This window comes from Cupriavidus sp. P-10, assembly GCF_003402535.2.
Taxonomy (GTDB): Bacteria; Pseudomonadota; Gammaproteobacteria; order Burkholderiales; family Burkholderiaceae; genus Cupriavidus.
The window spans coordinates 1,417,033-1,439,879 of record NZ_AP025171.1; the positions used below are offsets into that span (position 1 = coordinate 1,417,033).

The window sequence follows — 22,847 nt, forward strand, 5'->3', positions numbered from 1 at the left end:
AAAGGCATGGCCGTTTACGCTGTCATGCATGTCGATGCGTTCCCGCCTACCGCAAATTCGGTCGGGTGCGGCGAATCGTGGATTTTTTCCCGTGGAAGGAGCGTGCCTGAGGGGGCTTGTACTCGCATCTGGGATACGCAGAGCAGGCCTGGAACTCACCATATCGTCCCGGTCGGGTAATGATGACCCCAACCTTGCAGATCGGGCACCGGTGTTCATGAATCGACTCGCCTTCGGTGTTTGTCACCGCGACGGCGTGATCCTGAACGAGTTCATCCAGGAAGCTCGACACCTGTCCGCGGACCGTGAACAACGCAACGCTGCGGCGTGCGCGCGTGAGGGCGACGTAGAACAGGCGGCGTTCCTCACTCAGGGCAAAGGTGTCACCCGCCGGCATGGCCAGCGCGAGGACCGGGTCGTCTGCCCGCAGATTGGGAAAGCCTCGTCGGACCATGGCCGGCAGGACAATGTAGTCGGCTTCGGCCCCCTTGGAGCGATGCACCGTTAGAAACTCCAGATCGATCCGCGCCCCATAGCGAGAGCGCCATAGGGATGGCACAAAGGCGCGGTCGGCTTTATAACGTCCCAGAATGAAGACGGAGACCCGGCCATTGCGCCCTTGCGGAATGGTTCCCTCGCGCACGCCGTCAAAGAGCCGTGAGAGATACGCATCGATTGCGCCTTGGGTCTCGTCTTTGTGGGAAACCTGCAGGGCTTGCAGGACTGGGCCATGGGCCGCCGTGGCGGAGCGCACGCCCTTCGGAAGCTGGTTCGGATTGCGGGTGATGAAGCGACTCGATGCGTCGCAAAGTGCCTGGGGGCAGCGAAACGTCTGTTCGAGTTTGAGGACTGCGCTGGGCCCAAACCAGTCTCGAAACCCGGTCATCACGGACAGATCGGCGCCGGCGAACCGGTTGATCGATTGCCAGTCATCGCCCACCGCAAAGAAATGCCGACCTGGTTGCCTGACCAGCGCTCGGCAGAGTCGCGCGCGGGCGCGCGAGGCATCCTGGAATTCGTCCGCCATGACCAGGTCGTACTCCGGCACGTATCTGCCGGTTTCGAGATGCTCGGCGGCCTGGTTCAGCATGTCTTCGAAGTCGATGCCATCTTCGGCCGCCAGCGCCGCGTCCCAGGCCTCCATGATGGGGATCGCAATGGTCAGGAACATGCGATGACGAAAACGGAAGTCGTCTTCGGGCATGGCGTCCAGGCGCTCGTGCAGAAGCTTTGGCGTCAGACAATTACTCTTGGCGTGACTGATGAAGGTGCGTACCAGCGCGACGAGGTCGGCGGCGGCCATGGGCGGTTGCCCCTGGGCTGGAATGGGCCGGTCGGGATTGGGATCGAGCACGAGCCCGCGCGCGGTGAGCGCGCGCGACAAATGCGCGAACAACTCGCCGGAACGCAGTTGGTGCGAGGTCGTTTCGACCAGCGCGGTGCCGCGCCGTTGGTGCTCCTGACGCTTCCAGGCGAGGCTCTCCAGGTAGCGCGCGAAATGCGCGGGTGGCTCACCCCTCCCGTTCAGAGCAAGGTGTTCATGATAAAGCTGGATGTCGGGATAGTAGAAGTCGGGCCGGTACTGGCGGTATTCGTCGGTGGCGGTGTCGAACTCGTAGGGCGGCTCGTACTGATAATTGACGCCGTTGTAGAACAGCCAGTCAGCAATCACGCATTCCTCGCGGCTGCGCACCCGTTCCCCGTTTAGGGTCCGGACGTAGCCGACGCCGTGCCGGTCCCATTCCTCGGCAGGCGTTTCCGCGCCGAAGCCTGGCAGGTCCCGGCCGAAGACGAGGCGGAAGAGATCCCAGGCGGTGCGGAATTGCGGGGAGCGATCCTTCAGTCGGTCGACCATGCCGGCGATTTGCTGGAGCCCCTCGGCCGTCTCGACGGCCCAGACGGGGAGGTCCGGCATGCGGCCGGTTGCCTTGCCGATGATGCGGCGCCCCAGCGCATGGAAGGTCCGGGCGTCCACAGCCGTGTCCTGCAAGCCAATCCGTTTGAAGGCCCGCTCCGAGCGTACCGCCAGTTCCTCGGCGGCTTTGGCGTTGAACGCCAGCAGCAGGATGCGCTCCGCAGGGACGAGGGCACGGCGGATGGCGTAGGCCGCCTTGGCGACCATCGTGGAGGTCTTGCCGGAGCCCGCGGACGCGATCACCAGCACGCGGTTGTCGAAACAGATCACGGCTCGCGCCTGCTCTTCCGTCAGCGGCTGGCTTTCGACGGTATCGAACAGGTCCTTGTGGTCGCGCAACTCCCGCTGCAGATGCGCTTCATTTTCGCGCGCCCAGACCGTCGTCCAGTTCGCGTTCCATTCGCTGATGTCCTGCCGGTTTTTCGTCTGGTCCTGGGCGGGTCCCGCCTGGATGTCCGGATCGTCCAGCAGCTCATGCAAGTGTTGGTCACTGAGCGCCAGCGCCGGGCGCTTGTCCAACAACGCCTGCTGTTGTTCCTGGGTAATCCAGCGGCGTTCGGTGCGGGACAACTGGGTGTGCCGGGCCACCAGCTCGAGCCAGCCGCGGATCTGACGCAGGGCCGCATCGAAAGTGTCTTGACGCGCCCGCAAGCGCTGGGTGGCCAGTACACCGGCAATGAAGGCCTCGACTTCTGCGGCGTGCCGATGGGGCAGGCCCTTGAGCTGCACATTCTGCAAATCGCCCGCGCCAAAGCTCAAGGTCGTCCAGAACAAGCCCCGCTTTGCCCGCATCGGCGACGCTTGCTGGATCGGAATCTCTTGCCGCCCGCCGGCGGTCGTCAGTGCCAGACCGTCCTCGATCGCATTGAGTCGCCACGGCTGGCATTGCGTCAGCAATCTGCCCCAGCGGGAAGGTTCCCATTGATTCATCATGTTCGAAGCCCCCATCCGCTCGCCTGTCTATCCCCGGCGGTGCCTTATCTCCAGTAGTGCAGCACCGAGTCGAAATGGCCGGGAAATGACGGCTGTAGCCTGTCGTACCCGCCTCATCCCTTGCTTGACAGCCAGCGTATGCGGGCAAGCTCCGATTTTCTACTCTACAGGCAAGGCAAGCGGTGACCGGTCGACCCGTCAGCCATTGCCCGCTGCGCTCGAGCGGCTACGGGATCAATTCCGCTTCGGTCGACGCGTAGATATCGAGCCTGAGCTTCCCCATGGGCACGTTCTTGTAACTGGCGTTTGTCACATCGAAGCCGACCGTATCAGATTTCTCCGTCTGCAGGTCGGGCAGGAGTGCCGCGAGCATTTGCTGCCGCGACGCCAATGTCATCAGTTGCCTGCGTAACCGGAACATCTGGTCCACCGCCACCTCGTAACGCTCGGGTAACGCGAAGGTTTTGAGCGAGGCCTGCGCCTTGGCGATGTGAGCTCCAGCGAGAGGCTCCAGCCGAATCTCGAACTGACTCGAGTCGGCGTTGCAGACCCTTGTGCCGAGCAGGGTTGCAGGGGGGGCCGTCCGCTGGGCCAGCGCAAATTGCACGGATTCGCGATCGCTCAACGGATGCAGATGGGGGACCGCCACAAAGTCAGTGGTGTGCTTGCACTGTGGGCCATTGCACTTTTCGCAACAGGGAATCAGGTTCGCCAGCGTCAGGGCGAGGTAGGGGTACTGTGCCTTCGCATAGTAGTGATCCAGATTGGGACGCAAGCCATCGTCGCGGTCATCTGCCGGGAGTTTGGTCTCGATGGGAACGATGTGACAGTACGGGCAGATCGCATAGCGCGCCAGGCTGCACAATTTATATGCCGACCAGGAACGCTTGTGCCAGCCCCGTTTCCGAGAGAAAGCATCGTAGTCAAGATGTTGCTTGATGAGGTTCTTGGCAGCGGTACGATCATCGTCGCTGACAAACGTGGCCTCGAAATCCTGTACCACCGGCGGCAAAGCTACACTGCGGGCCGAACACAGTGCCTTCACATTGCGATCGAGAAAGTCTGCCACGCGCAGCTTAATCGCCTCGGGCCCATTACGCAAAGTCAAAACCGTCGTCTGCAACAGCGGCCGCAGAAACAGCCGGTGGGCATGGGCGGCGTCCCGCCATACGTCCGGGATATGGATGATCATGACTGGCTTCCCTTGGCGACACGGCGCAAGGCATTCTGGATTGTGAGGTCGCCAATCTCCTCGAGGAGCGCCGCATCGGCCTCGGTTGCGTTGCCGTCGCGCAGGTTGGCGTGCAACGCGTCGATCTTCTGTGCCGCAAACGAACCGAGCGTCTGAGTGCCAAAGGAGGTGAGGGCAATATCGTCCAGCGGGGCGGCAAAGGTCCGGCGCGGGGTCACGTCGTCATCCAGGTTCGTAACCATCGCACTCGGGAAATCGGTCGCGATCACGGGAGAGTGGGTCGTCAGAATAACCTGGAGCGTCGCAAGATCGAAATCGCGCTTCATGCCAGTGAGGAAGCGGTCGAGCAGCTCGACATAGCGCCGCTGCCAGTCCAGGTGCAGGTAGGCATCGCCCTCATCGATCAACAGCAGGATGTTTCGGATGCCGCGCTGGTGCAACTGTTCAATACCGCCGCGAATGCGCGAGAACTGGTCGATCAGGGCCTGCATGCCGGAACTGAGCTGATCCCACGCGACTTGAATGGCCGTCGTCGACCGCTCCAACACGCTCGCCTCTTCGTTCGAAGGGATGACGAAATAGATGCCGTCTCGGTCGTCTTCGATCTCAGCCAGGCTATCAACGTGCCGGTAGGTCTCATCGATCATGTCTCGGAAGGTGGCCAGATACCTTTCATGCCTGCGATCGGTAGCCGGGCCATCCAGCGTGTTGGTCCAGATCAGGAAATTGAGACCGAGTTCGACCTTGTCGCGCGTGCGGGCGGCCAGTTTCTGGAGTACCGCCAACTCAATGGTTCGGCCGCGCGAGATATATTCCGCCGCGGATAACTGTGACTTCAGAATGTGGATGAGCTCTTGCTTCGCTTTCCGGCGGCCTTTGTCGCTTTCGGCACTATCCTCGACGGTGAACGCTTGAGGCGCGTCAGACAACGCGACGAGCAGCTTCTCCGCTATATCGTCCAAGTGTGGATCCTTGAATCGATAGCCGCGTTGGCGCCCTTGCACGACTGCCGGCAGCAACACTTCCGAAAAAAGCGTTTGGCTAAAGCTGATGGACGCGCGTAGCGACGTGTGGACATCCAGTTCCCGACAGACATGTCGGAAGATGTCGATGTCGCCAATCGTGCCCCGGTCGCGCTCGCGCAGCGAAGCATCCACAACACGTGTTTTCGGTAGCGCACGGCGGTACGGTAAGGCCGTAAAAAAAACGGCGCCGTGTCGACGACGTTCGTCGGCCGTCATCCAGCGCGCCTCGTGGCCGTCCTCGCGCGCCAGCAGTATCTCGCTATCCCCGCGCGGCTGGGCCACCATCTCCGCGATCCGGGTCAGCAGGGTCGTTTTGCCAGCGCCATTGCGCCCCAACAAGATATGGCAGGAATCTATGCCGAAAAAATTTGCAAAAACCTTGCGTCTCGGCGCAATCAACAGCGCGCGGTCATCGACGACGATCTTATGAATGAGGGCCATGCGGAGCAGTCAAGAAAGGGCGCGTCAGCCAAACGGGACGCGTGCGTCAGCAGGATAGCGCAAACGCCTTTCCCGGCGCATCAGTACGGAGAGGGGCTTGACGCAGTGCTCCGACGGTCCGGCGCTCACAGCCAATCGGTGAGTGTTCTGCCCTAAACGCGAAAGGCCTTAAAAGGCACTTTATGCTGTACTGCAGAAATCTCTATATCTTGATAACCGCGATTATCACGGGACGGTAGGCCGGCCGAACGCCGTTTCGAAGGTTGAGACTGGTTGCACGAGGAAGCGGTTGTAGCCGACTTTGGACTCGACCGGTCAACGCAACAGCTTGATGAGTCCGGCCCGGTTATCGAAGTTTTGCGTGGACGTTCGTTGAAGCTATGGCGTTGAGCTTGGCTTGCGTGTAGACCGACAGATCGGTGACTTTTGTGAGATACCGTGCGACAGATCCTCTGTCAGCGACTTGTACAACTCCTGTGGCAGCGCCGGCGCTAAGCGTCAGTCTTGGGGCGTCACGGCTTTTGCATGGCTCTCAAGAACCACTGAGGTGGCACTGTTTCGTCCGTTTTGAATATCCGCTCCGGAATACGCGTCCAGAATTCCACGACGGCGTCAGAAAATTCCTGGAATTGCTCGTCGCTGACAGTGAGATAGGTATGATCTCTAATGGCTGGCTCCCAATCGAGTTTCAGGCCGCTGAAGGGGCCAGTCAGATACTCCGGATGATCCCGTCTTAATTCCTGCAAAGCCTTGCCGGTGCCATGCTTGTAGACATTCACCACCAACCGGCATGCGTCGAGCTTTCGGTAAAAATCAGCGGTGCGAAGCTGCCAACCGAATCCCTCCAGCAGGTCGATGATTTGGCTGAAATCAGCAGACCAAACTTTGGAGGCCACCAGTTCACCGGAATGCCAATGTTTAATCTCCTTCACCAGCCAGTCGCGCAGTTGCTTCTCCCACTCGTGAAACATCCCAGCCACAACACTCAAGCGGGTGCGTTCTTTCATATCGCTCAGAAGCTGGTAGAAGGCAATTCCTGCGTCGTGGGCGGCTTCGAGGAAGTCAGCAGGGTCATGACGATCGGGATCAAAATGCCGGTCATGCTTATCTAGCCAGGCTTGTTCAGCAGCCTTTGCTTCCCCTTCCAGGTCGCCAAACTGGGACAGTAGCCGGGTGCGGGCCTGCTCGACATAGAACTTATGGCCCTCGATGAGCACTTGGCGAGAAGGGTCCCACATATGAAACAAGGTGAAGTTGGCCATCGGTGCTTTCCAGAGAGAGGAGACCCCATGATCGCATGCGCGAGCGCTTCAGTGTTTCCTGTCGCGAAGCTTCCAAGCCGCGAACGATTCGTAATCGTCCGGAAAGTCTGGCACCACATAGTTGCGGCCGGTTTCGATGTGTTCATCCAGAGCACGCCACTTCAGAAGTTGGTCGCGAAGCTCGAAAGCGCCCTCCATGCCGTAGACAAAAAGCACCGGTACGCCAAAGCGCAGATAAGTCTTCCACTGGGTCATGCCGTGCTGGCCAAGCTTGCCCTTCGCGCGGAATGTCTTGATCTCGATGATGTACTGGAGATGTTTTTCGCGGTCGAAGACTAATAGGTCAAAATAGCACTGTCTGCCGGACGGGAGCCGGATCGGCGTCTCACCACGGACGTCGAAGCCTACGTCGAGCAGCTTCATGACCAGCCACGCCTGGATCTCGAACTCGGTGGTTTGTCGCGGGTACGGTGCGAGAGCGTTGTACTCGGCGCTCGTTGGTCCGAATCGCCGAACGAAGTCTGACTCGTTCATGGTGTCAATGTCCCATTGAGTTCGTGCGGGCGTTTTTCCCGTGTTGCGACGACAGGCTCGGGCTTTGGCGCTACGCCAAGGCCGTGGCTAGTTCTTGGAATCCCCGCCAAGGATTCGATCCAATTCCTTCCCGAGCGCGTCCAGCAGCAATTGTTGAGCCCGCGCCAGATACGGCTTGTCCTCGCTGGACAGGCGGGCCACCTTGGCGTGGACGAGCTTGCCGCGGACTTTCAGTACCTTCCTGTACTGCCCAGCTAACTCCTCTCGCTCCTGGCGTGACCGTCCCAAGAGGAAGCCATAGCGATCGGCAAGCCGGTTCGACATGTCGTCCATGAAGTCGTCGCTGCCGAGCAAGGCCTCTAATCCTATGCATGCGGCGAGGTACGAGAAGGTTTGATTGTCGGCGTAGACGGAATCGTGATACCACTCCATGGCGGCGGAAATGCTTGCAAAGTCCGGATGACCGTCCTTGGCAAAGAAGCGAAGAAGAACTTTGAACTGGTGTTGAACCGCCGATCGTTTCTGATCATCGGTTTGTGCGGCAAGTTCAAGGACTGAGCCCAGCATGGCCGCCGGGCTGTCGTTGTCCACGACTGTTCTCACCAGCTTGAGCGGATCGGGAGTGAGGCGGCCAAAGCAGTGGCCGAGAGACCGGGGGGCTTCCACGCGGTAAACCTGCCCTTGACTGGAGAGCAGGGTGCAGCGCGCCTTCCTAAGCGTGAGCTTTTCGATGAACGTCCCAGAAGCACTCAGCAGGAACGCGCAGCGCTTGGCGACGGACAGAGCCTCGGCAAGGGCGGGGGAGTCCAGAAATTGGGTCGCGTACCCCATAGTCTGGATCTCTAAGTAGCTTGCCTGAGGCGCTTCAAACGGGGGCAGCCCATCAGCAGGCCCACTGCGGGGCCCGTCAAAATCGTGGCTTCCTTGAACCAACGTGATGTTGTCCGTAATGGAAAAAGCAGACTGCCCAAGCCACGGGAACGACGGGAGCTCGATCCGGAGTCGATACGTGAAGGGCAGGTTTTCCACCATCGACTTCATTCGATGGAAGTAGGCGTGGCGCAGTACGGGTAGCGTTTGATCGTCATACGGTACGGTCTTCTCGCCGCGCAGCGCTCGTTCCGCGATGATTTCATTCAGTTCGCGCTCCACAATGTCTTCGGCCGTCCCCTTGTCGATATACCGGTGATGGATCCCCGCGATGCTGCGGGCGACGGCGTCAATATGCGCGCGCTGGGCGGTCGGATAGTCGCCGTCAATGCCCTCGCAGAGCGTCTGCAGGGCTGCGAGATGTTTCCCGTTGAGGTCGATTGCCATGGTGGTGATTCCAAGCCAGCCGTTGGTTGAGCCTGCCGCGTCGCTGCACATTCCGAAGCCACCCACTGTGGGGCATCGAGGCTCTGCGCGGGGGTCGGTTATTCCTCTGCGAGATGCGCAGCGAAGCGATTGTGGGAGGCCGTTGGGCGATTAGACCATTGGCCGGAACCCGAGCGCGGCGACAAACCCCCCGTTGCAGAATGCGTCCGTGGCGGACAGCCCGCGTAGCAGCGCCGTCCGCCAGTCGTTGCGCCCGAACCGTTGCGCGTTCTTTTCCGCCGAGCGGTCGAGGAACGCGCGGAGTTCGTCGGCGCCGCCGGATTCGAAGGCGTACTCGAACGCAGCCTCCAGGCTGCCCAGATAGATGTTGACTTGCGCCGGGTAGCGCTCATGCAGGTCGTAGTCGTCCAGATGATTCACCAGTCGCGCATACAGTTCGTCCCCCATGCCGGCGGGCTGATCGATGGTGAAATGGACCTGCAGCGCCCCGTGTGCGGGGTCGATCTGTACGTCGGCCACCAGAAAGTCGTAGTCCGAAACGTCCTCCAGAAAGGCATGCAACATGTGCCGACGCGGATCCTGCCGGGGCCGTCTCGGCCTGCCGCGGTTGCAGGTCGCGCAACACGGGACGAGATTGAGCGGGAAGATGCTGAACGGCTTGTAGATGGCTTTCGGCAGGTGATGATCCAGATCCTGGATCTGGCCAAATCCGCAATAGGGGCATTCCGTCGCAAGCAACTTCAGCGCGCTCCGGAGCGCTGCCAGCTTGCCATGGTCCTGGACCGCGCTGTACGCATCGTGCACTGCCTGCCTCAACTCGGCCGACAAGGCGTGGCCGAGGAGTGCCTGACCGGGACGACCCAGGGCCACCCGATACGCCTCATACAGGTCCTCGATGGCATCCTTCTCTGCCGCCGTGGCGATGGCTGGCGGCGGGGCTGCGGGAAAAACGCGGTCCAAGTCATCCCTCACCCCGGAAATGTCCGGCCTTGGCAAATTCCACATGCGGCTAGCTCTTCTGACGGTTGCTCAGGCGACTCATGACGTAGGCGCGTGCCTGGTGACTCATGGCGCCATCGAGGAACAACTGTTCGAGCGCGTCGAGATCCGGCGTGCGCCTCACCAGGTGGTCCAGAATCTTGTGGAAATCGGTCGCATCCGTCTGCAGGCCGAAGACTTCGGCGGAGATCAACCCGATACTCTCACCAAACGTTTCACCGGTCATAGGCACCACTCGGGTCAGGTCGCCCTCGCGACGCACCACGCGGACATGGCGCGCGAGGGATTCCTGAACCACTACCGGTGAATGCGTGGCCACCACCGCGAACGCCTTGAATTCGCGCAGGATGCCGCGCAGGGCGTGCATCAGCGCGGCCAGCAGCGGCGGATGGAGATGGGTTTCCGGCTCGTCGACCAGGACAAGAGAATAGGGTTCGATATGGGCGAGCAACCCGGTGACAATCAGCAGGGCAATCTTGTGCCCCGTGCTGCAGGCCAGGAAGGCCGCCCTGGCATCGTCGACGGAACATTCTGCCAGCAGCAGGTGAGCGTCTTGCAGCGCCGACTCCCCGATCAGGTCAGTGGCGAACTTGTGAAGCCGATGCTGCCGGCCTTTCCCATGCACCTTCTCGAGCGAGAGGCGGAACTCATCGGCAAGCTGCTCGATCGACTTCAAGCGCGTTCTTCCCAGACGATCGCCGCGCAACGGTTCGTCCTCGAGCGAGGCAGGGGCCGATGTGGTTCCCCTGGACGTCGATTCTCCAATGACGTCCCGGATGCCGATGAAGCTGAACCGGCCTTCACCCCGCTCCAGATCCTTGAGGACTTGCTTGCGGTTGCGGCTGTCGGAACCGGGCAACTTGAAACTGTCAAAGGGACTGAAGGCGACCGTGATGATGCGGGGGAAGCCGACGCCAGGCGGTTCCAGTCGACCCAGGTCAGCGAGGGGTCCCTTCGCGCGTTCCTCGAGCGTGCCAAATGCGACACGGGCCAGGCGCGCCAGCAACGTGCTTTTCCCCGACCCATTGCGTCCGACCAGTACTGCAATGCGCTCGGGCAGGAGCGGGGAGGACAAGAAATCATCCGCCGGGGCGTCGAACGCGAAGTCGACCGGCGCTTGCCAGGTGGGCATCGCAAACGAGAACGACATGTCTTCGGCCGGCGTCCTGGCGTAGATCCCCGTAATCAAGCCTCGCGCCAGCGTCATGAAGCTGGTGCCGTCGTCGTTGTGGTCCCGGAACAGGGAGGTGGACCAGCCCGCCTCATGCTCGAACTGCGCCACCAGGGCCGGACTGTGCACGACATCCCGCAGCGCGCTCAGGACCTCGATTTTCCGCTTTTCGCCAAGTGCGTTGATGCGCTCGTAGTAGTCGAGCGACTGACCAACCGAACAGAAATCCTCGTCAAGCTTGTCGAAATCCGCGCTGAGTAGCAGGCCGTCCGCCGCCGTCTGGCCCCGCTTCAAGATCTTCACCGGGCCGAGTAGGGTCTCCTCGATGCTGCCCGAGGCATTGATGTCGAAGTAGGAAAGGTGATACTGCGTGCGAAAGCTGTGGTCATTCCAATTGTCCTGCTCGAGGACGAAGGTGGGGAATCCGGCCTTGGGGCGCGCGCCGCGAGGCTTCCGAATCTTGAACCGCTTGTTCTCCACCGCTTTGCTCCAGAGCTGTGCCGACCGCATCATCGCACAGGAGACGTAGGCGCCATGCGTTCTCCCATCCTGAGTAGGGGGCTCAATTGGCCCGCCCATGGTGGGTGTCGACTTGATGCGCCGTTAGCATCACAATCGACCGGGACGAAGAAATGCGCCTGTCTTGATAATTACCATTATCTCGATACCAACTTTAAGCCCGGAAAGCGCGCCGCTGCGGTACCATCTGACCCGCCCGCATCCGCCCATCTGCCGTGTCCGACCCCGTCCGCCCACCCGATTCCCGCGCCCCGACCGCCACGCCGGACGGTGGGGCGGACCGCGTCGCAACCCCGGTACGCCGCCGGCAGCGTGCGCCGGTCGCGCCCACGCGCCTGCTCGGCCCCCATCACTTCGCGTTCTACCGCGGCGTGCTCGAAGGGGTCGATCTGGCCCGCCTGGCCGACCGCTATCTGGACACGGGACGGGATCTGCGCGTGGCGCGCGCGACCGTCGACTGGATCGCCGGGGAGCTGACCCGCGGCGTGCGTCGCCTGGCGACCCGGCCTCGCGCGGCGCAGTCCCCAACCGACGGCCACGACCACGATGCCCACCATCCGGATGCGCCGGCGCCAGGCGGGGCGGCCGGGATCCCAGGCATGGCGGGCACCCCGCCGCCGCGCCGCTGGAGCGAGGCCGCCTGGCACGCACTGTTTCATGCGCCGGCGGGCGAGAGCGCGGCCGCCCGGCAGGCCCGGTGCCAGCGCCAGCAGCGCGCACTCGAGGCGTTGCAGCCGCTGCTCGCGGCGCGTCCGGCGGCCGACGATGCCGTCGGCGGCTGGTTCACACCCGCGATCGCCCAGCGCCTGGTCGCGGTGGGTTGGACCACGCTCGGTGCGCTGCAGGCCGGCATCGCGCAGGGCGGGGCGCGCTGGTATCGGCAGATTTCCCGCATCGGCACGCACACGGCGCGACGCATCGAGGCGTGGCTGGCCGAGTTCGCGACTGAACTGGGTGCCATCCCGCCGGCCGCGCTAGTGCCGCGGCGCAGCGCCACGGCGGCAGAGCTCGCGAGCCTGCGTCCGCCCGCCGCGATGGTGGCGCCGCTGGAGGCGCTGCTGCTGCCACCGGCGCTCGATGGCCGGCACGGCCACAATCGCGCGGCCGCTGGCAGCGAGTCGCGCATCGCCGCCCAGACCGACCTGATGGCGATCCACGCCTGGCTCGGCGTGCATCCCCCCATCGGCGGCCATACCTGGCGCGCGTACCGCACCCAGGCCGAACGGTTCCTCCTCTGGGCCGTGTTCGCCCGCGGCAAGGCCCTGTCCGACCTGACGGTCGAGGACTGCAGCGCGTATCTGGCCTTCCTGGCCGATCCGCAGCCCGCCGCGCAGTGGGTTGGGGCGCGCGGCACGCCGCGCTATCGCTTCGACTGGCGGCCGTTCGAGGGGCCGCTGTCTGCCGGCAGCGTGCGGCAGGCCTTCACCATCGTGAAGAGCCTGTGCGCCTGGCTGGTCAGTGCCCAGTACCTGCGCTACAACCCGTTCGCGCTGCTGCCCAAGCCGAAGGCGGCCAGGCAGGGCCGCATCCAGGTGGCGCGCAGCTTTACCGAGACGCAGTGGCAATTCCTGCGCAGTTTCGCCACGGGCCTGCCGCCCGACGATGCCCGCACGGCGCGGATGCAGTTCCTGTTGCGCTTCGCCTACGCCACCGGCCTGCGGATCTCGGAGCAGGCCCAGGTCACGGTCGGCGAACTGCGGCAGCAGGATCTGGCGGCCGACCAGCGCGGCATGTGGACGTTGTCGTTCGTGGGGAAGGGCACCCGGGCCCGCGAGGTGCACGTGCCCGCACCGGTGATCGAGGCGCTGCGCGACTACCTGGCCGCGCGGGGCCTGGGCCGGGAGTTCGAGCGCCTGCACCCGGAGACGCCGCTGATCGGCCGTGTCAAGGCCGACGGCCAGGCGGGCAGGCTGTCGGTGGCGCAGCTCGATGCGATCTGGAAGGGATTCTTTGCCCAGGCGGCCGAGGTGCTGGCCACGGAGGATCCGGCCGGCGCCGCGCGCCTGGCGCAGGCCAGCGCCCACTGGCTGCGGCACACCTTCGGCTCGCACGCGATTGCGCGCGGCGTGGCGCTCGATGTGGTCCAGCACCAGCTTGGCCACGCGTCGCTCGCCACCACCTCGGTCTACGTCCATGTGGAAGACGCGCGGCGCGCGCGCGAACTCGATCGGGCCGGCATGTATTGACCACCGCCGCCGGATTGCGCATCCTCTCTTGAATCCGGCGGCCCGCATGACCACGTGCGGCCACCCTCGACCGACGAACCGCCCCCCGCCCGCCTATGTCCCCTGAGCTTGAACGACGAGACGCCATTACCTGGATTCGCGTGCAAATGGCGCGCCATGGGTTGCATGTCGAGGACCTGATCGCGGCCGGCTGCTTCCCGGCACCAGCCGCCGCGGTGGCGAAAGGCGTCGTCCGCTATCGCAACGCCGAGGGGCAGGGCTGGGACGGGCAGGGCGCGATGCCCGACTGGCTGCACCGTGCGGTCAACGCGGGACAACGCCTGGAGCATTTCGCGGTCAGTGATGCCGCGTTCCCGTGATCAAGGCCGGCGCGGCAGGCGCAACACCGTTGCCAGGTCCGCGGCGCGCCGTACGCAGGCGAGGCGGGTCATCGCCATTCGGACGGACTTCGTGGCCGCAGGCCGTTGCGCGAGGGCATGAATGGCGGATCTAGTGGCGCTGCGCCGCGTGCTGGCCCCCCTCATCAGCGGGTTGAAGGACCATGCCACGCACGAGCGCCTGCCGGAACTCTGCCTGGCACTGGGTCTGCCGCCGCCGGATCCGGAGGGATCCAAGCGGGACCGGATCGAGGCCAGCTTTGCGGCCGTCGCCGATGGGCGGCTGCCGGAGGTGGCCACCCGCCTGCTCGCGCAGCATCCCATCGACGCGGCCGTCCGCAACCGCATCCAGGATCTGATTTGGCACGATCAGACCGCGGTGGCCATCTCCAAGCGGGTGCGTCGGGAGGTGGCGCGGGCGATCCCGCTCGAAGACCTCTATCTCGATGCCGGCCGGTTCGACATCCTGCTCGACGCGCTCTGGGTCATCGAGGATGACCCGTTTGCGGCGCTCCTGGGCAGGCCGGCGCACGGCCTGCGGACCGAGATTGAGCAGCATGTGCACCGAAATCCGGGAGACTGGTCGGTGGAGACCTTGTTCGACCGGCTGGGCGCCTTTGAGGCCAGCGACGCGCGCTTCGCGCGGTTCCTGGAAGGTCTGGCGGGTGCCGATGTGCGCCCCGACGAAGCGGCGCAGCGCGACTTCGTCGCCCGCGTGAACGTCGCGCTGCACCGGGCTGGTTGCGATTTGCGGGAGTGCGGCAGCCAGGATGGCTATCCCGAATACCGCCTGATGCCCTTGCATGATGGGGTGGCCGGGCGCCCCAAGAACCTGATCTTTGCCTCGTCGGTCAAGCCAGACCTGCGCTTTCGGGACGCCATCAATAACGACATCGAGATCGTCACGCACGCCGACCAGGTCCTCGTGTACGACCGGCCGATCTCGGTCGAGGGCTTGCGCTGGCAGGATCTGCAGGACTGGTGGCAAGAACGGGAAGCGATCGCCGATCCGGAAATCGCCAAGCGCACCCTTTATGAGCGGCTGCAAAGCAGCCTGCCCGAAAGCTCGCCACCGCAACGGACGCTGTTCAAGGGCTATCACCGCGCGTTTGGCAGACGGATTCCCGGGCTGCCGGCCCTGCTGCCCGAGGTCTGGCTGCACTGGGATCCGCGCACGGCAAAACAGCGGGGCGCCGCAGCACTGCTGAGTCACCGGATGGATTTTCTCCTGCTGCTGCCGCATGATGTCCGGATCGTGATCGAGGTGGACGGCAAGCACCACTATGCCAAACCGGACGGGATGGCATCCCCCCAGCGCTACGCCGACATGGCACGTTCCGACCGCGAACTGAAACTGGCCGGCTATGAGGTCTACCGGTTTGGCGCCAACGAGTTGCTCGCCGACAACGCCGAAGCGCAGATGCGGGACTTCTTTGCTGCCATGTTTGCCCGCTATCGCAGCGCGAAGCTGTAGCCGCGACGGGGAGGGATTTGCCTTTGCTATGATTTCGCGGCTGAGATGGCATGTCTGGCATATCCTTTGATCAAGACCACTCATGTACAAGATTCCGCGAAACATCGGTTACAACGATCTGGCGACGCTCTACGACGCGCTACAGCGGGAAGGCGCGTCGACGGCAGCAATGCCGGTTAGCTTCCCCGAAGGTGGCAAGTTTGGAATGGCCGGCCTGCTAATCCAGTGGATCGCAGCATGGGCACGCTCTGGCCCGAACCATGTCGTCTCTGTCTCCGGCGTACCGATTGAGACCGTACTGGCCAATTTGGCGGACGAGCCTCATGGATGCGCGGCACTGTATTTTGCCTCCGGTGTCTCCGGTGCACGCGGCGTCGAGTTCGGTCCCGCGGAAGCGCGCAAGTATTTGATTCCGGGTCTGAAAGCCATGCAAGGGTCCCGGTTCAGGGACACCAATGGCAGCCGGGGGGTTCACCTCTGCTGCTACCATGGCGCGGTAAATGAATTCCTGCTGCCGTTGTACGGCAGGCGTTCGGAAGATTCACTGCGCGACTCGGACGGCTTCCTTGTCCTGACCAAGCAGATCCTCGAGTCGTTTGAACCTCTCGCCGTTCGAGCGATGGCGCCGGACCAACTGGAGTACCTGGCCACGCTGGTCGAAGAACTATTTTCGAACACGCATGACCACGCGCGCGTCGACCAGAACGGCATGAGTTACCCGAGCGGTAATGTTAGGGGGATCTTCGCTCGTACGTTTGAGCAGAGGGCCCGCGTTGACGATTCCGGAAAAGACCTTGGCCCCCTCGGACGGTACCTGACGTGGCAGAGCACCCATAGGAAGCTCTACAAGCCACCGGTGAAGACTGTGTCGCCGGACGAGTTGCGGGAAATCCGGAACGTTCGGAAGGACGCCGTCGCACCCAGAGCAACCCGGTTCCTCGAGATCACCATCTACGATGCCGGTCCTGGACTCGCCCGAAGATGGGCGTCCCAACACGTGCAGAATTTCCGTTGGGACAAGCTCTCGATCGAGGACGAGGCGAACTACGTCAAAGCCTGCTTCCAGGCCCATGCAACGACGAAACGCAGTCGAGGATTCGGTCAAGGCCTTTCTTCGTCTCTTCAAGCCCTGAAGGCCCTGGATGCGTTCATGTCGCTGCGCACCGGGCGGCTTTTTCTCTATCAGGATTTTTCGAGGCAAGATGCGGAAGGCTTCGCGCCGAAGCATTGGGATGAAGCAAGGCCACAACTGCCCGATGTACCTGGGGCGTCTTATACGGTAGCGATTCCGCTTGCGAGGGCGAAGAAATGAGCGGTCTTTACTCTTACCGCTGGGAGCGCCCCTCGAAGAAATCCATCTAGGTCATTTTTTGTCCCGCAGGGTGCGCTTCAGTCCCCGATATGGCGGTCGCCTTGAACAGGGCTGCGCAGGCCGTTCTGTACCCGGATGCCGTCATTGTTGCCTGCCTGTCGGAAGACAAGGGCGCCAACCTGGCCGTGCTGACCAGCGACCGGGTACAACAAAGCATCGCACGGTTCGCGGGGAAAGCGAGTGTGCATCTCGCCGTATTCGGCGTGACGGGCGACCTCGTCGAGATAGCTCCCATCCAAACGCATTCGGCAACGGATGCGCTCGTCACGCTGGCCGCGTTGCAAGCCCAGTGCAAAGGTATGCTAGACGCGGGCGTCCATGCCGTATTTTCCCAGAAGGGCGTGGTGGTGCCGGCTCCGCCGGGATTTGAGTTCATCAAGCCGTCCGGTGAACGATCCAGTCACTTCCTGCGTGCCGAAGAGGCGCTTTCCAACAGCGCCGCGGTCGATTTCATCGCGTTCGCACTGCTGCGAAGGATTCAGATCCAAGATTTGAAGGTGATCTTCGTGGACTCGATGGCCATCGCAAGCATTGCCTATGCGATTCGGGAGATTCGATCACGCGCCGGTTTGCCGATGCCTCAAATCGTGAGTTTTCACTCTCACGAAGGACTGGCAGCCACGACCGTCCCTCCAAGCGGCACCTTCTTTTGCATCATTTCGGCGTCGTCCTCCCTGTCCTTGGAAAAAAAATGGCTGGAGTACACGGGATGCGCCGAGGGGGAGGTCGTTACGCTCCTGACGTTCCGCGATGCGATCACCTCGCAACAGCCGATGTGCGCGGTCGATCGACCGCAAAATTGGCGTGATGCGCAGTTGCCTGTCGCGGGAATCCGAGGGCTGCGGATCTTTGGCGAACGGTTCCAGCCGGAACAGATGCCGGCAAAGAAAGTACTGCTGGGTCTGAAGAAGCACCGCTGCGAAAACGCGACGCTGTTGGCCGAAAGATTCCACAACGCCCGGTTATTCTCCGTGGATGGACTCGATGACTTGGGAAAGCGCCGTGCGCTGTATGCAGACGGCGCGACGGTGCTTGCAAACGGGAATTTCGACGATTGGCTGAAAAAGCAACTGCGATCCCGGGTGCCGGCCTCGATTCAGGGCATCATCTACCAAGATGATCCGGCCAGTCTCGCCATGGCGAACACGTGTCGCCGGATCCTGGCGGCGATGCAGGTTTCCTGGGGACTGCATAGCAGTTCGACCTTCGAGGGCAAGCTTGACGAGGTGGACAGGCATCGGGCGATACTGGTTGTCGCGGCGGTGATTGGCAAAGGCTCGACATTACTCGGCATTTCGAGAGATCTGCGTGCCAGCCATTTCGGCGCGAGGACGTATCTCTGCGGGCTGCAAGTCTGTGCGACTGATGCAAGCGCAACGTCTCTAAGAAGCAATCTCGCTCAAACGAAAGACGGAACCGCGTACTTCGGGGCCTTCCACGTGGCCGCGGTCGGAAGCGCGCTCGAGCAGTCGCTGCGGCAGGAGGCAGATATTCTGCGTCTCAAGGATTCGCGCCTTGATGTCCTGGAATATCGCTGGGCCCCGTCACGCAATGCAGGGCTTGTGACCGACGCCTTTCTGCCTTCGTTGGTGTCCGGCAAGCATCGCTTGGTGCTGCGTCCCGATTTTGCATTCTGGAAGCCAGGGTACGTTGAGGGCGCCTCTCACGCACCCATGGTGTTGGCGACCATCGGGGCCATTCTCGAGCGGGCGAGAACGCCAACGATCGAAGAAGATGATCACCGCCTGTCTTCCGCCGCCTTCCAGCAAGTCGTGCTGGATCCGCAGAATTTCACGCGGTACAACGATGGTCTGATACAGTCGGCGCTACTGCGACAGGCCTATCCCTCCGAGCTCGACTCTTCATCGCTGCCGGAAAACAGCAGTTTCATGCTGCTATTCCTGAAAAAGCTCTTCGCGGCCCGCCACAGCCAGCAGGGTGAAGCCGCCCCTGAATTTGCCTACGCGCTCGGCGTTGGCAGGCTGAAGCTTCAACCGCGCGATCTGCAGGAGCTGGTGACGCACGTCCGCGGCATGGTGGGGCAAACACCCGGAGACGCTGAACTTATGGCGCTACTATCGCCCGAGCCGGCAAACGCGGACGGTGCGAATGCGGCCGTCATCTAGCTTCCGGCCTTCCAGCAGACGCGTGGCTTAGTGCCTTTTAGTGCCGCGCGATGCGCCGCTGAACGGATGGCTCAGCGAGGCAAGTCCGGAACCGCCTGGGGGCCGTTCGCGCTAACGCAGAAAGGCGGAGGGCGGCTCAGTAATCCGTTCGGCACACAGCGCTGACGGAGTCATGCGTCTGCGCGGCGATCGGTATGTCTGCAGCAACCCCCTCCCTAAGTTGGGTTATGGAGAAGGGCCAGGTGCCGAAATATATCTGATAATCGCAAGTTTGACTGAATTGGCATTTTGGGATGCAATCATCCAGGATTGCGCTTGGGGGTTCGCGTCTAGACACCGAAATTGGCTCACGGAGTGTTGGGCATGACGAGAAGAGGTTCGCGCTCGGATGCGACCGCATCCACAAGAGCAACGGTTCATCAGCTTTGCGTGGCCGTGGCGCAGTGTTTTGCGCTGAAGTCCGATCAGAAACTGCTGATAGAGCGATTGGGGGATATCACGGTCGAAGGGCATACCCAGTTTGAGGTAAAGCGGTACCACAGCAAACCTCTGACGGATGGCAGCAAGAACTTCTGGAATACGGTGTACAACTGGATGGACGCTCGGTTCCCCCGGGCCCAGTACGCCTCGCTCATCCTTTTGACGACGCAATCATTTGGCACCACGGCCCAATTGCGATACTGGAACGAGATGGATCGAGCCGGTCGACTCGACCTGCTATGCGCCATCCACGCCAATCAAGCCGACGAGTTCGAAGTGGCTCAGGGCGCCGACCCCGAGCTGAAGCGTAGCAAGGTGCTGGAGTTGCAGGACTGGATCCTCGACCCGATTCGCCGAGACCTGCTGGAGTCAGTTGTGCCGAAGATCTACATCGAGGCATCGGCGCCGGACCTCAGCGAACTATACCAATCGATCCAGACCGAGCAGCTCCGTGTCCCAGCCGAAAACAAAGGCGCGATGATGGACGCCTTGCTCGGCTTCGTCTGTCGTGCGGATCAACCCCGGGAGGCGGCTTGGGAAATCGATTTCCGCGATTTTGATACAAAGCTGAAAGAGTTGTACGACATTCACGGCAAAGCGACTCGATATTTTCCGGAGAAGCCTCATCCTGACCGCATATCAGAGGTGCCGACTGACACCGCTCAGGACCCGTTCGTCAGCAAGATCCTGGACATTGACTACGAAGACGTCATTCCCGAGGCGATCCACCACTATCAGAATGCGATGACGTTGATCGAAACGCACATCCAGAGCTATCTGATTGAGCCATCCCGGTGGAAGGGCTATCACAGCGAGGTTCTCGACATCTTCAATGCGAACTACCGGAAGGCCGCACGGAACTGCGTCGATGAAATTCATGCGTCACAGGATTTCTATGATGACGTCCATGGCACCGGAGCACCGAAGTTTCCAGGCTACGACGACTCGCCGACCTGGTTTCGCAATGGACTGCTGCACGTTGAGATGAATAACAGCCAATTGCAATGGAAGCTCAAGAAAAGAAGATCGACGTAATCGAAAATCTCTTTGTACTGCACAACAATCCCTTCCTGTTTTCCGAGCTATTCACCGAATTCTATGGGGCAATGGGACCACAAAAGAATGGTGTCTTGCTGGCCTATCTGGTCTTGCCCCTGGTCTTGCCGGAACAATCGAGGAAGGTGCTTTACAAGGATCGAGGCAGGACGCGTCTCATGACGTTTGCGGCGAAGCCCGAGCGCCTGTATGGGTTGCAAGGCCGGATCGATACCTACCGTGCGCTCACCAACGTTACCCTCCAGCATCTGCTGAGCTGTGGTCGCCTGTCGATGACGGCCGACTTGTCGCTCGAAGTCTGCGGGAAAGTTGTCGACGAACCGTTAGCGCCACGCGAAGCCCTTGCCGCCTCGAGAAAACTCGGAACGATCGTTGCCCCCTATGACGTGCCGACGATCTTTCGCATGCTTGGTGTTATGTCCCTATGAAAGCCCACATCCTTCACATCGGCGTCGTCGATAAGAACGACACCGTACACGCAGTGACCTTCTCGCCTGGCGTCAACGTCATCACTGGGCGCTCGTCTACCGGCAAGAGTGCGCTGATCGAAATTTTTGACTACTGCTTTGGCAGCTCCGAGTTTACCGTGCCGGTCGGCGTGATTACTGACCGGGCGAGTCTGTACTTCACCGTGCTGATGCTCCACGATACGGCTGTCGTTCTGGCTCGCCGCCCGGACACACGGACGGCATTCCTCAAGGAGGAGCTAGAGACCGAGCGAGTCAAAGAGGCCCGCTCATTGACCAGCGCCTACTTCGAGGAGAAGTTCTTCTATTCACCCTACCTGTTTAAGAAGAACTTGATACGAAGCTTTGGCGTCTTGGTGACCGACGTGGATGAAGACCTCTCGGTTCGCGAAGCCCGTTTTAATAAAGCCCGTTCGGCACCCCCATCTGCAAGAAGCTTTACGTCGTTCATGCTGCAGCATCAGAATCTGGTCGCCAACAAGCACGCAGTCTTCTATCGCTTCGACGAGCGCGAAAAGCGCGAGCAGGCGATCGACCATTTGAAGGTGTTTCTGGGTTTTGCCAAACAGGAATATTTTCTCCTGAAACAAAAGCTCAACGAACTGGAGCAAGAAGAGCGATCGTTGAAGCGCATGGCGCCCAAGCGCGAAGCGCTGATCGACGAGGCCAAACGGAAGGTGGCCCTCGCAAGGACCGAGTACGAAGCATTGTCTGGACTATCGCTTCCGGTGGATCTGGCTACCATGTACGCAAGCCCGGCGGCCGCCAGAGACAGGATCGAAGCCATGTCAGTCGCGCTGTCGGCGGATACAGCGGGGCATGTGCGACGACGGCGTGAACTGGAGATGGAATACAGCAAAACCGTTGCTTTGCTACGGGAGCACGCCACAAACCTGGAAGGCATCGAATCGTCTATCGCCTTCGCGATTCAGTATGACCAGCGCAAGCAGGCTATTCCTCTCCCGGTAAAGACGGATTTGCACGCTAGTGCTTGCCCATTCTGCGCGACGCCCACGGAAACCGTCGAGCACAGTGCGAACGCACTAAGCTCGGCGATTGAATGGCTCAACACGGAGCTGCTCCGATCCAACTCGCGACTGGCGTCATTTGAGGAAGCACGTGCCAGGGTGAGGGATGAGATGCTCCCCGTGCAGAAGCTGGCGGCGGCGCAGGAAGGCGAGCTGAAGAGGTTAAACGCGGAACTTGCCAAGATGGGCAAGCTGAAGAGCCAGTACGAAATGGCAGTTGCGGCGAAAGGGCGTCTAGAAGAGGCACTACTCGCGCTTGCCAAGGCGATGAGCCGAAAGGATGAGAGTGATTTGGCTCAACTGCGCCGAAACATCGCCAAGCTTCAGGCAGACCTGAAGCGCAAATTCGATGTGCAAACAAAGCTTGCTCAGGCCGAAGAACGCATCGCGGAGATTCTGGATGATCTGGGCACACGATTCGACTTCGAGGACTCGTACAAGCCGATTCGCTTGCGGTTCTCAGTTGAGACGTTTGACCTGTGGCACGAACCCGCAAAGGATAAGAAAGTCTTCCTGCGGTCAATGGGAAGCGGGGCCAACTGGCTATCCTGTCATCTTGCGCTGTTCCTCGCGTTGCATCGCTATTTTTGCGAACTTGGAGACAAGTGCGCAATTCCACCGATCCTGTTTCTTGACCAGCCGAGCCAGGTGTACTTTCCTGCCTTGCTGGACAACGACGCCGAATTTAACGCGATCCAAGATCCCTCGCGAACATCGGCGCATAAGGTGGACGAAGACTTGCGCGCGGTGACAAACCTGTTCGATCAGCTTGTTTGGTACTGTGAAGACACGTTCAAAGAGACTGGAATTCGTCCGCAGATCATCGTCACCGATCATGCCGATAAGCTGACGCTCGCGAACCAAGTCGAATTTGAATCGCTGGTTCGAAAGCGTTGGCGCAAGCCTGGAGAGGGCTTTATTTCGGCTGCACCGTACGGCCCTGCACTTGAGTAGCGCAGGAGGATCGTGAAGG

At 61.5% G+C, this 22,847-nt stretch carries 16 protein-coding genes; 8 read left to right on the forward strand and 8 right to left on the reverse strand.

Annotated elements, in window-relative coordinates; all coding sequences use genetic code 11:
* Nucleotides 1-46: 46 nt before the first annotated feature.
* The 8 genes from CTP10_RS23500 to CTP10_RS23535 form a co-directional block, all read right to left on the reverse strand.
* A complete protein-coding gene (locus tag CTP10_RS23500) occupies nucleotides 47-2,848 on the reverse strand; it encodes a UvrD-helicase domain-containing protein (RefSeq protein WP_116321735.1) in 2,802 nt (933 codons plus the stop codon).
* Between the two features lie 226 nt (nucleotides 2,849-3,074).
* Entirely contained in the window at nucleotides 3,075-4,040 is a 966-nt protein-coding gene (locus tag CTP10_RS23505; protein WP_116321664.1) for a hypothetical protein, read from the reverse strand.
* Nucleotides 4,037-5,506 carry an AAA family ATPase gene (locus CTP10_RS23510; RefSeq protein WP_116321665.1) on the reverse strand — a complete coding sequence of 490 codons (1,470 nt, stop codon included), beginning with the start codon at nucleotides 5,504-5,506 and terminating at the stop codon, nucleotides 4,037-4,039. The genes CTP10_RS23505 and CTP10_RS23510 overlap by 4 nt, the downstream gene beginning before the upstream one ends.
* A gap of 512 nt (nucleotides 5,507-6,018) precedes the next feature.
* Nucleotides 6,019-6,768, reverse strand: a complete 750-nt coding sequence (locus CTP10_RS23515) for a hypothetical protein (RefSeq protein ID WP_116321666.1) — start codon at nucleotides 6,766-6,768, stop codon at nucleotides 6,019-6,021.
* Between the two features lie 48 nt (nucleotides 6,769-6,816).
* On the reverse strand, nucleotides 6,817-7,302 hold the full coding sequence (locus CTP10_RS23520) for a hypothetical protein (protein WP_116321667.1): 486 nt from the start codon (nucleotides 7,300-7,302) through the stop codon (nucleotides 6,817-6,819).
* A gap of 87 nt (nucleotides 7,303-7,389) precedes the next feature.
* Nucleotides 7,390-8,619: a HEPN domain-containing protein gene (locus tag CTP10_RS23525; RefSeq protein ID WP_116321668.1), complete on the reverse strand. Its 1,230-nt coding sequence runs from the start codon at nucleotides 8,617-8,619 to the stop codon at nucleotides 7,390-7,392.
* A gap of 150 nt (nucleotides 8,620-8,769) precedes the next feature.
* Nucleotides 8,770-9,624, reverse strand: coding sequence for a hypothetical protein (locus CTP10_RS23530; RefSeq protein ID WP_116321669.1), 855 nt, complete (start codon nucleotides 9,622-9,624; stop codon nucleotides 8,770-8,772).
* A 4-nt stretch (nucleotides 9,625-9,628) separates the two neighbouring features.
* On the reverse strand, nucleotides 9,629-11,269 hold the full coding sequence (locus CTP10_RS23535; protein WP_199414651.1) for an AAA family ATPase: 1,641 nt from the start codon (nucleotides 11,267-11,269) through the stop codon (nucleotides 9,629-9,631).
* Between the two features lie 254 nt (nucleotides 11,270-11,523).
* Between CTP10_RS23535 and CTP10_RS23540 the strand changes: the two genes are divergently transcribed.
* From CTP10_RS23540 to CTP10_RS23575, 8 genes are all read left to right on the forward strand, one after another.
* Nucleotides 11,524-13,494 carry a tyrosine-type recombinase/integrase gene (locus CTP10_RS23540; RefSeq protein WP_116321670.1) on the forward strand — a complete coding sequence of 657 codons (1,971 nt, stop codon included), beginning with the start codon at nucleotides 11,524-11,526 and terminating at the stop codon, nucleotides 13,492-13,494.
* 95 nt (nucleotides 13,495-13,589) lie between these two features.
* Nucleotides 13,590-13,853 carry an H-NS histone family protein gene (locus tag CTP10_RS23545; protein ID WP_116321671.1) on the forward strand — a complete coding sequence of 88 codons (264 nt, stop codon included), beginning with the start codon at nucleotides 13,590-13,592 and terminating at the stop codon, nucleotides 13,851-13,853.
* Between the two features lie 121 nt (nucleotides 13,854-13,974).
* Complete coding sequence (locus CTP10_RS23550; RefSeq protein WP_116321672.1) at nucleotides 13,975-15,345, forward strand: hypothetical protein; 1,371 nt, start codon at nucleotides 13,975-13,977, stop codon at nucleotides 15,343-15,345.
* An 82-nt stretch (nucleotides 15,346-15,427) separates the two neighbouring features.
* The gene (locus CTP10_RS23555) at nucleotides 15,428-16,657 is read left to right on the forward strand and encodes a hypothetical protein (protein WP_116321673.1); all 1,230 of its coding nucleotides are present in this window, start codon (nucleotides 15,428-15,430) and stop codon (nucleotides 16,655-16,657) included.
* 89 nt (nucleotides 16,658-16,746) lie between these two features.
* On the forward strand, nucleotides 16,747-18,843 hold the full coding sequence (locus tag CTP10_RS23560) for a hypothetical protein (protein ID WP_116321674.1): 2,097 nt from the start codon (nucleotides 16,747-16,749) through the stop codon (nucleotides 18,841-18,843).
* A gap of 363 nt (nucleotides 18,844-19,206) precedes the next feature.
* On the forward strand, nucleotides 19,207-20,358 hold the full coding sequence (locus CTP10_RS23565) for a hypothetical protein (protein WP_147316246.1): 1,152 nt from the start codon (nucleotides 19,207-19,209) through the stop codon (nucleotides 20,356-20,358).
* Nucleotides 20,328-20,807 carry a three component ABC system middle component gene (locus CTP10_RS23570; RefSeq protein ID WP_116321676.1) on the forward strand — a complete coding sequence of 160 codons (480 nt, stop codon included), beginning with the start codon at nucleotides 20,328-20,330 and terminating at the stop codon, nucleotides 20,805-20,807. Before CTP10_RS23565 ends, CTP10_RS23570 begins: the two co-directional genes overlap by 31 nt.
* Nucleotides 20,804-22,828 (forward strand): DUF3732 domain-containing protein, encoded by a 2,025-nt coding sequence (locus CTP10_RS23575; protein ID WP_116321677.1) that lies wholly within the window; start codon nucleotides 20,804-20,806, stop codon nucleotides 22,826-22,828. Before CTP10_RS23570 ends, CTP10_RS23575 begins: the two co-directional genes overlap by 4 nt.
* The last annotated feature ends 19 nt before the right edge of the window (nucleotides 22,829-22,847 follow it).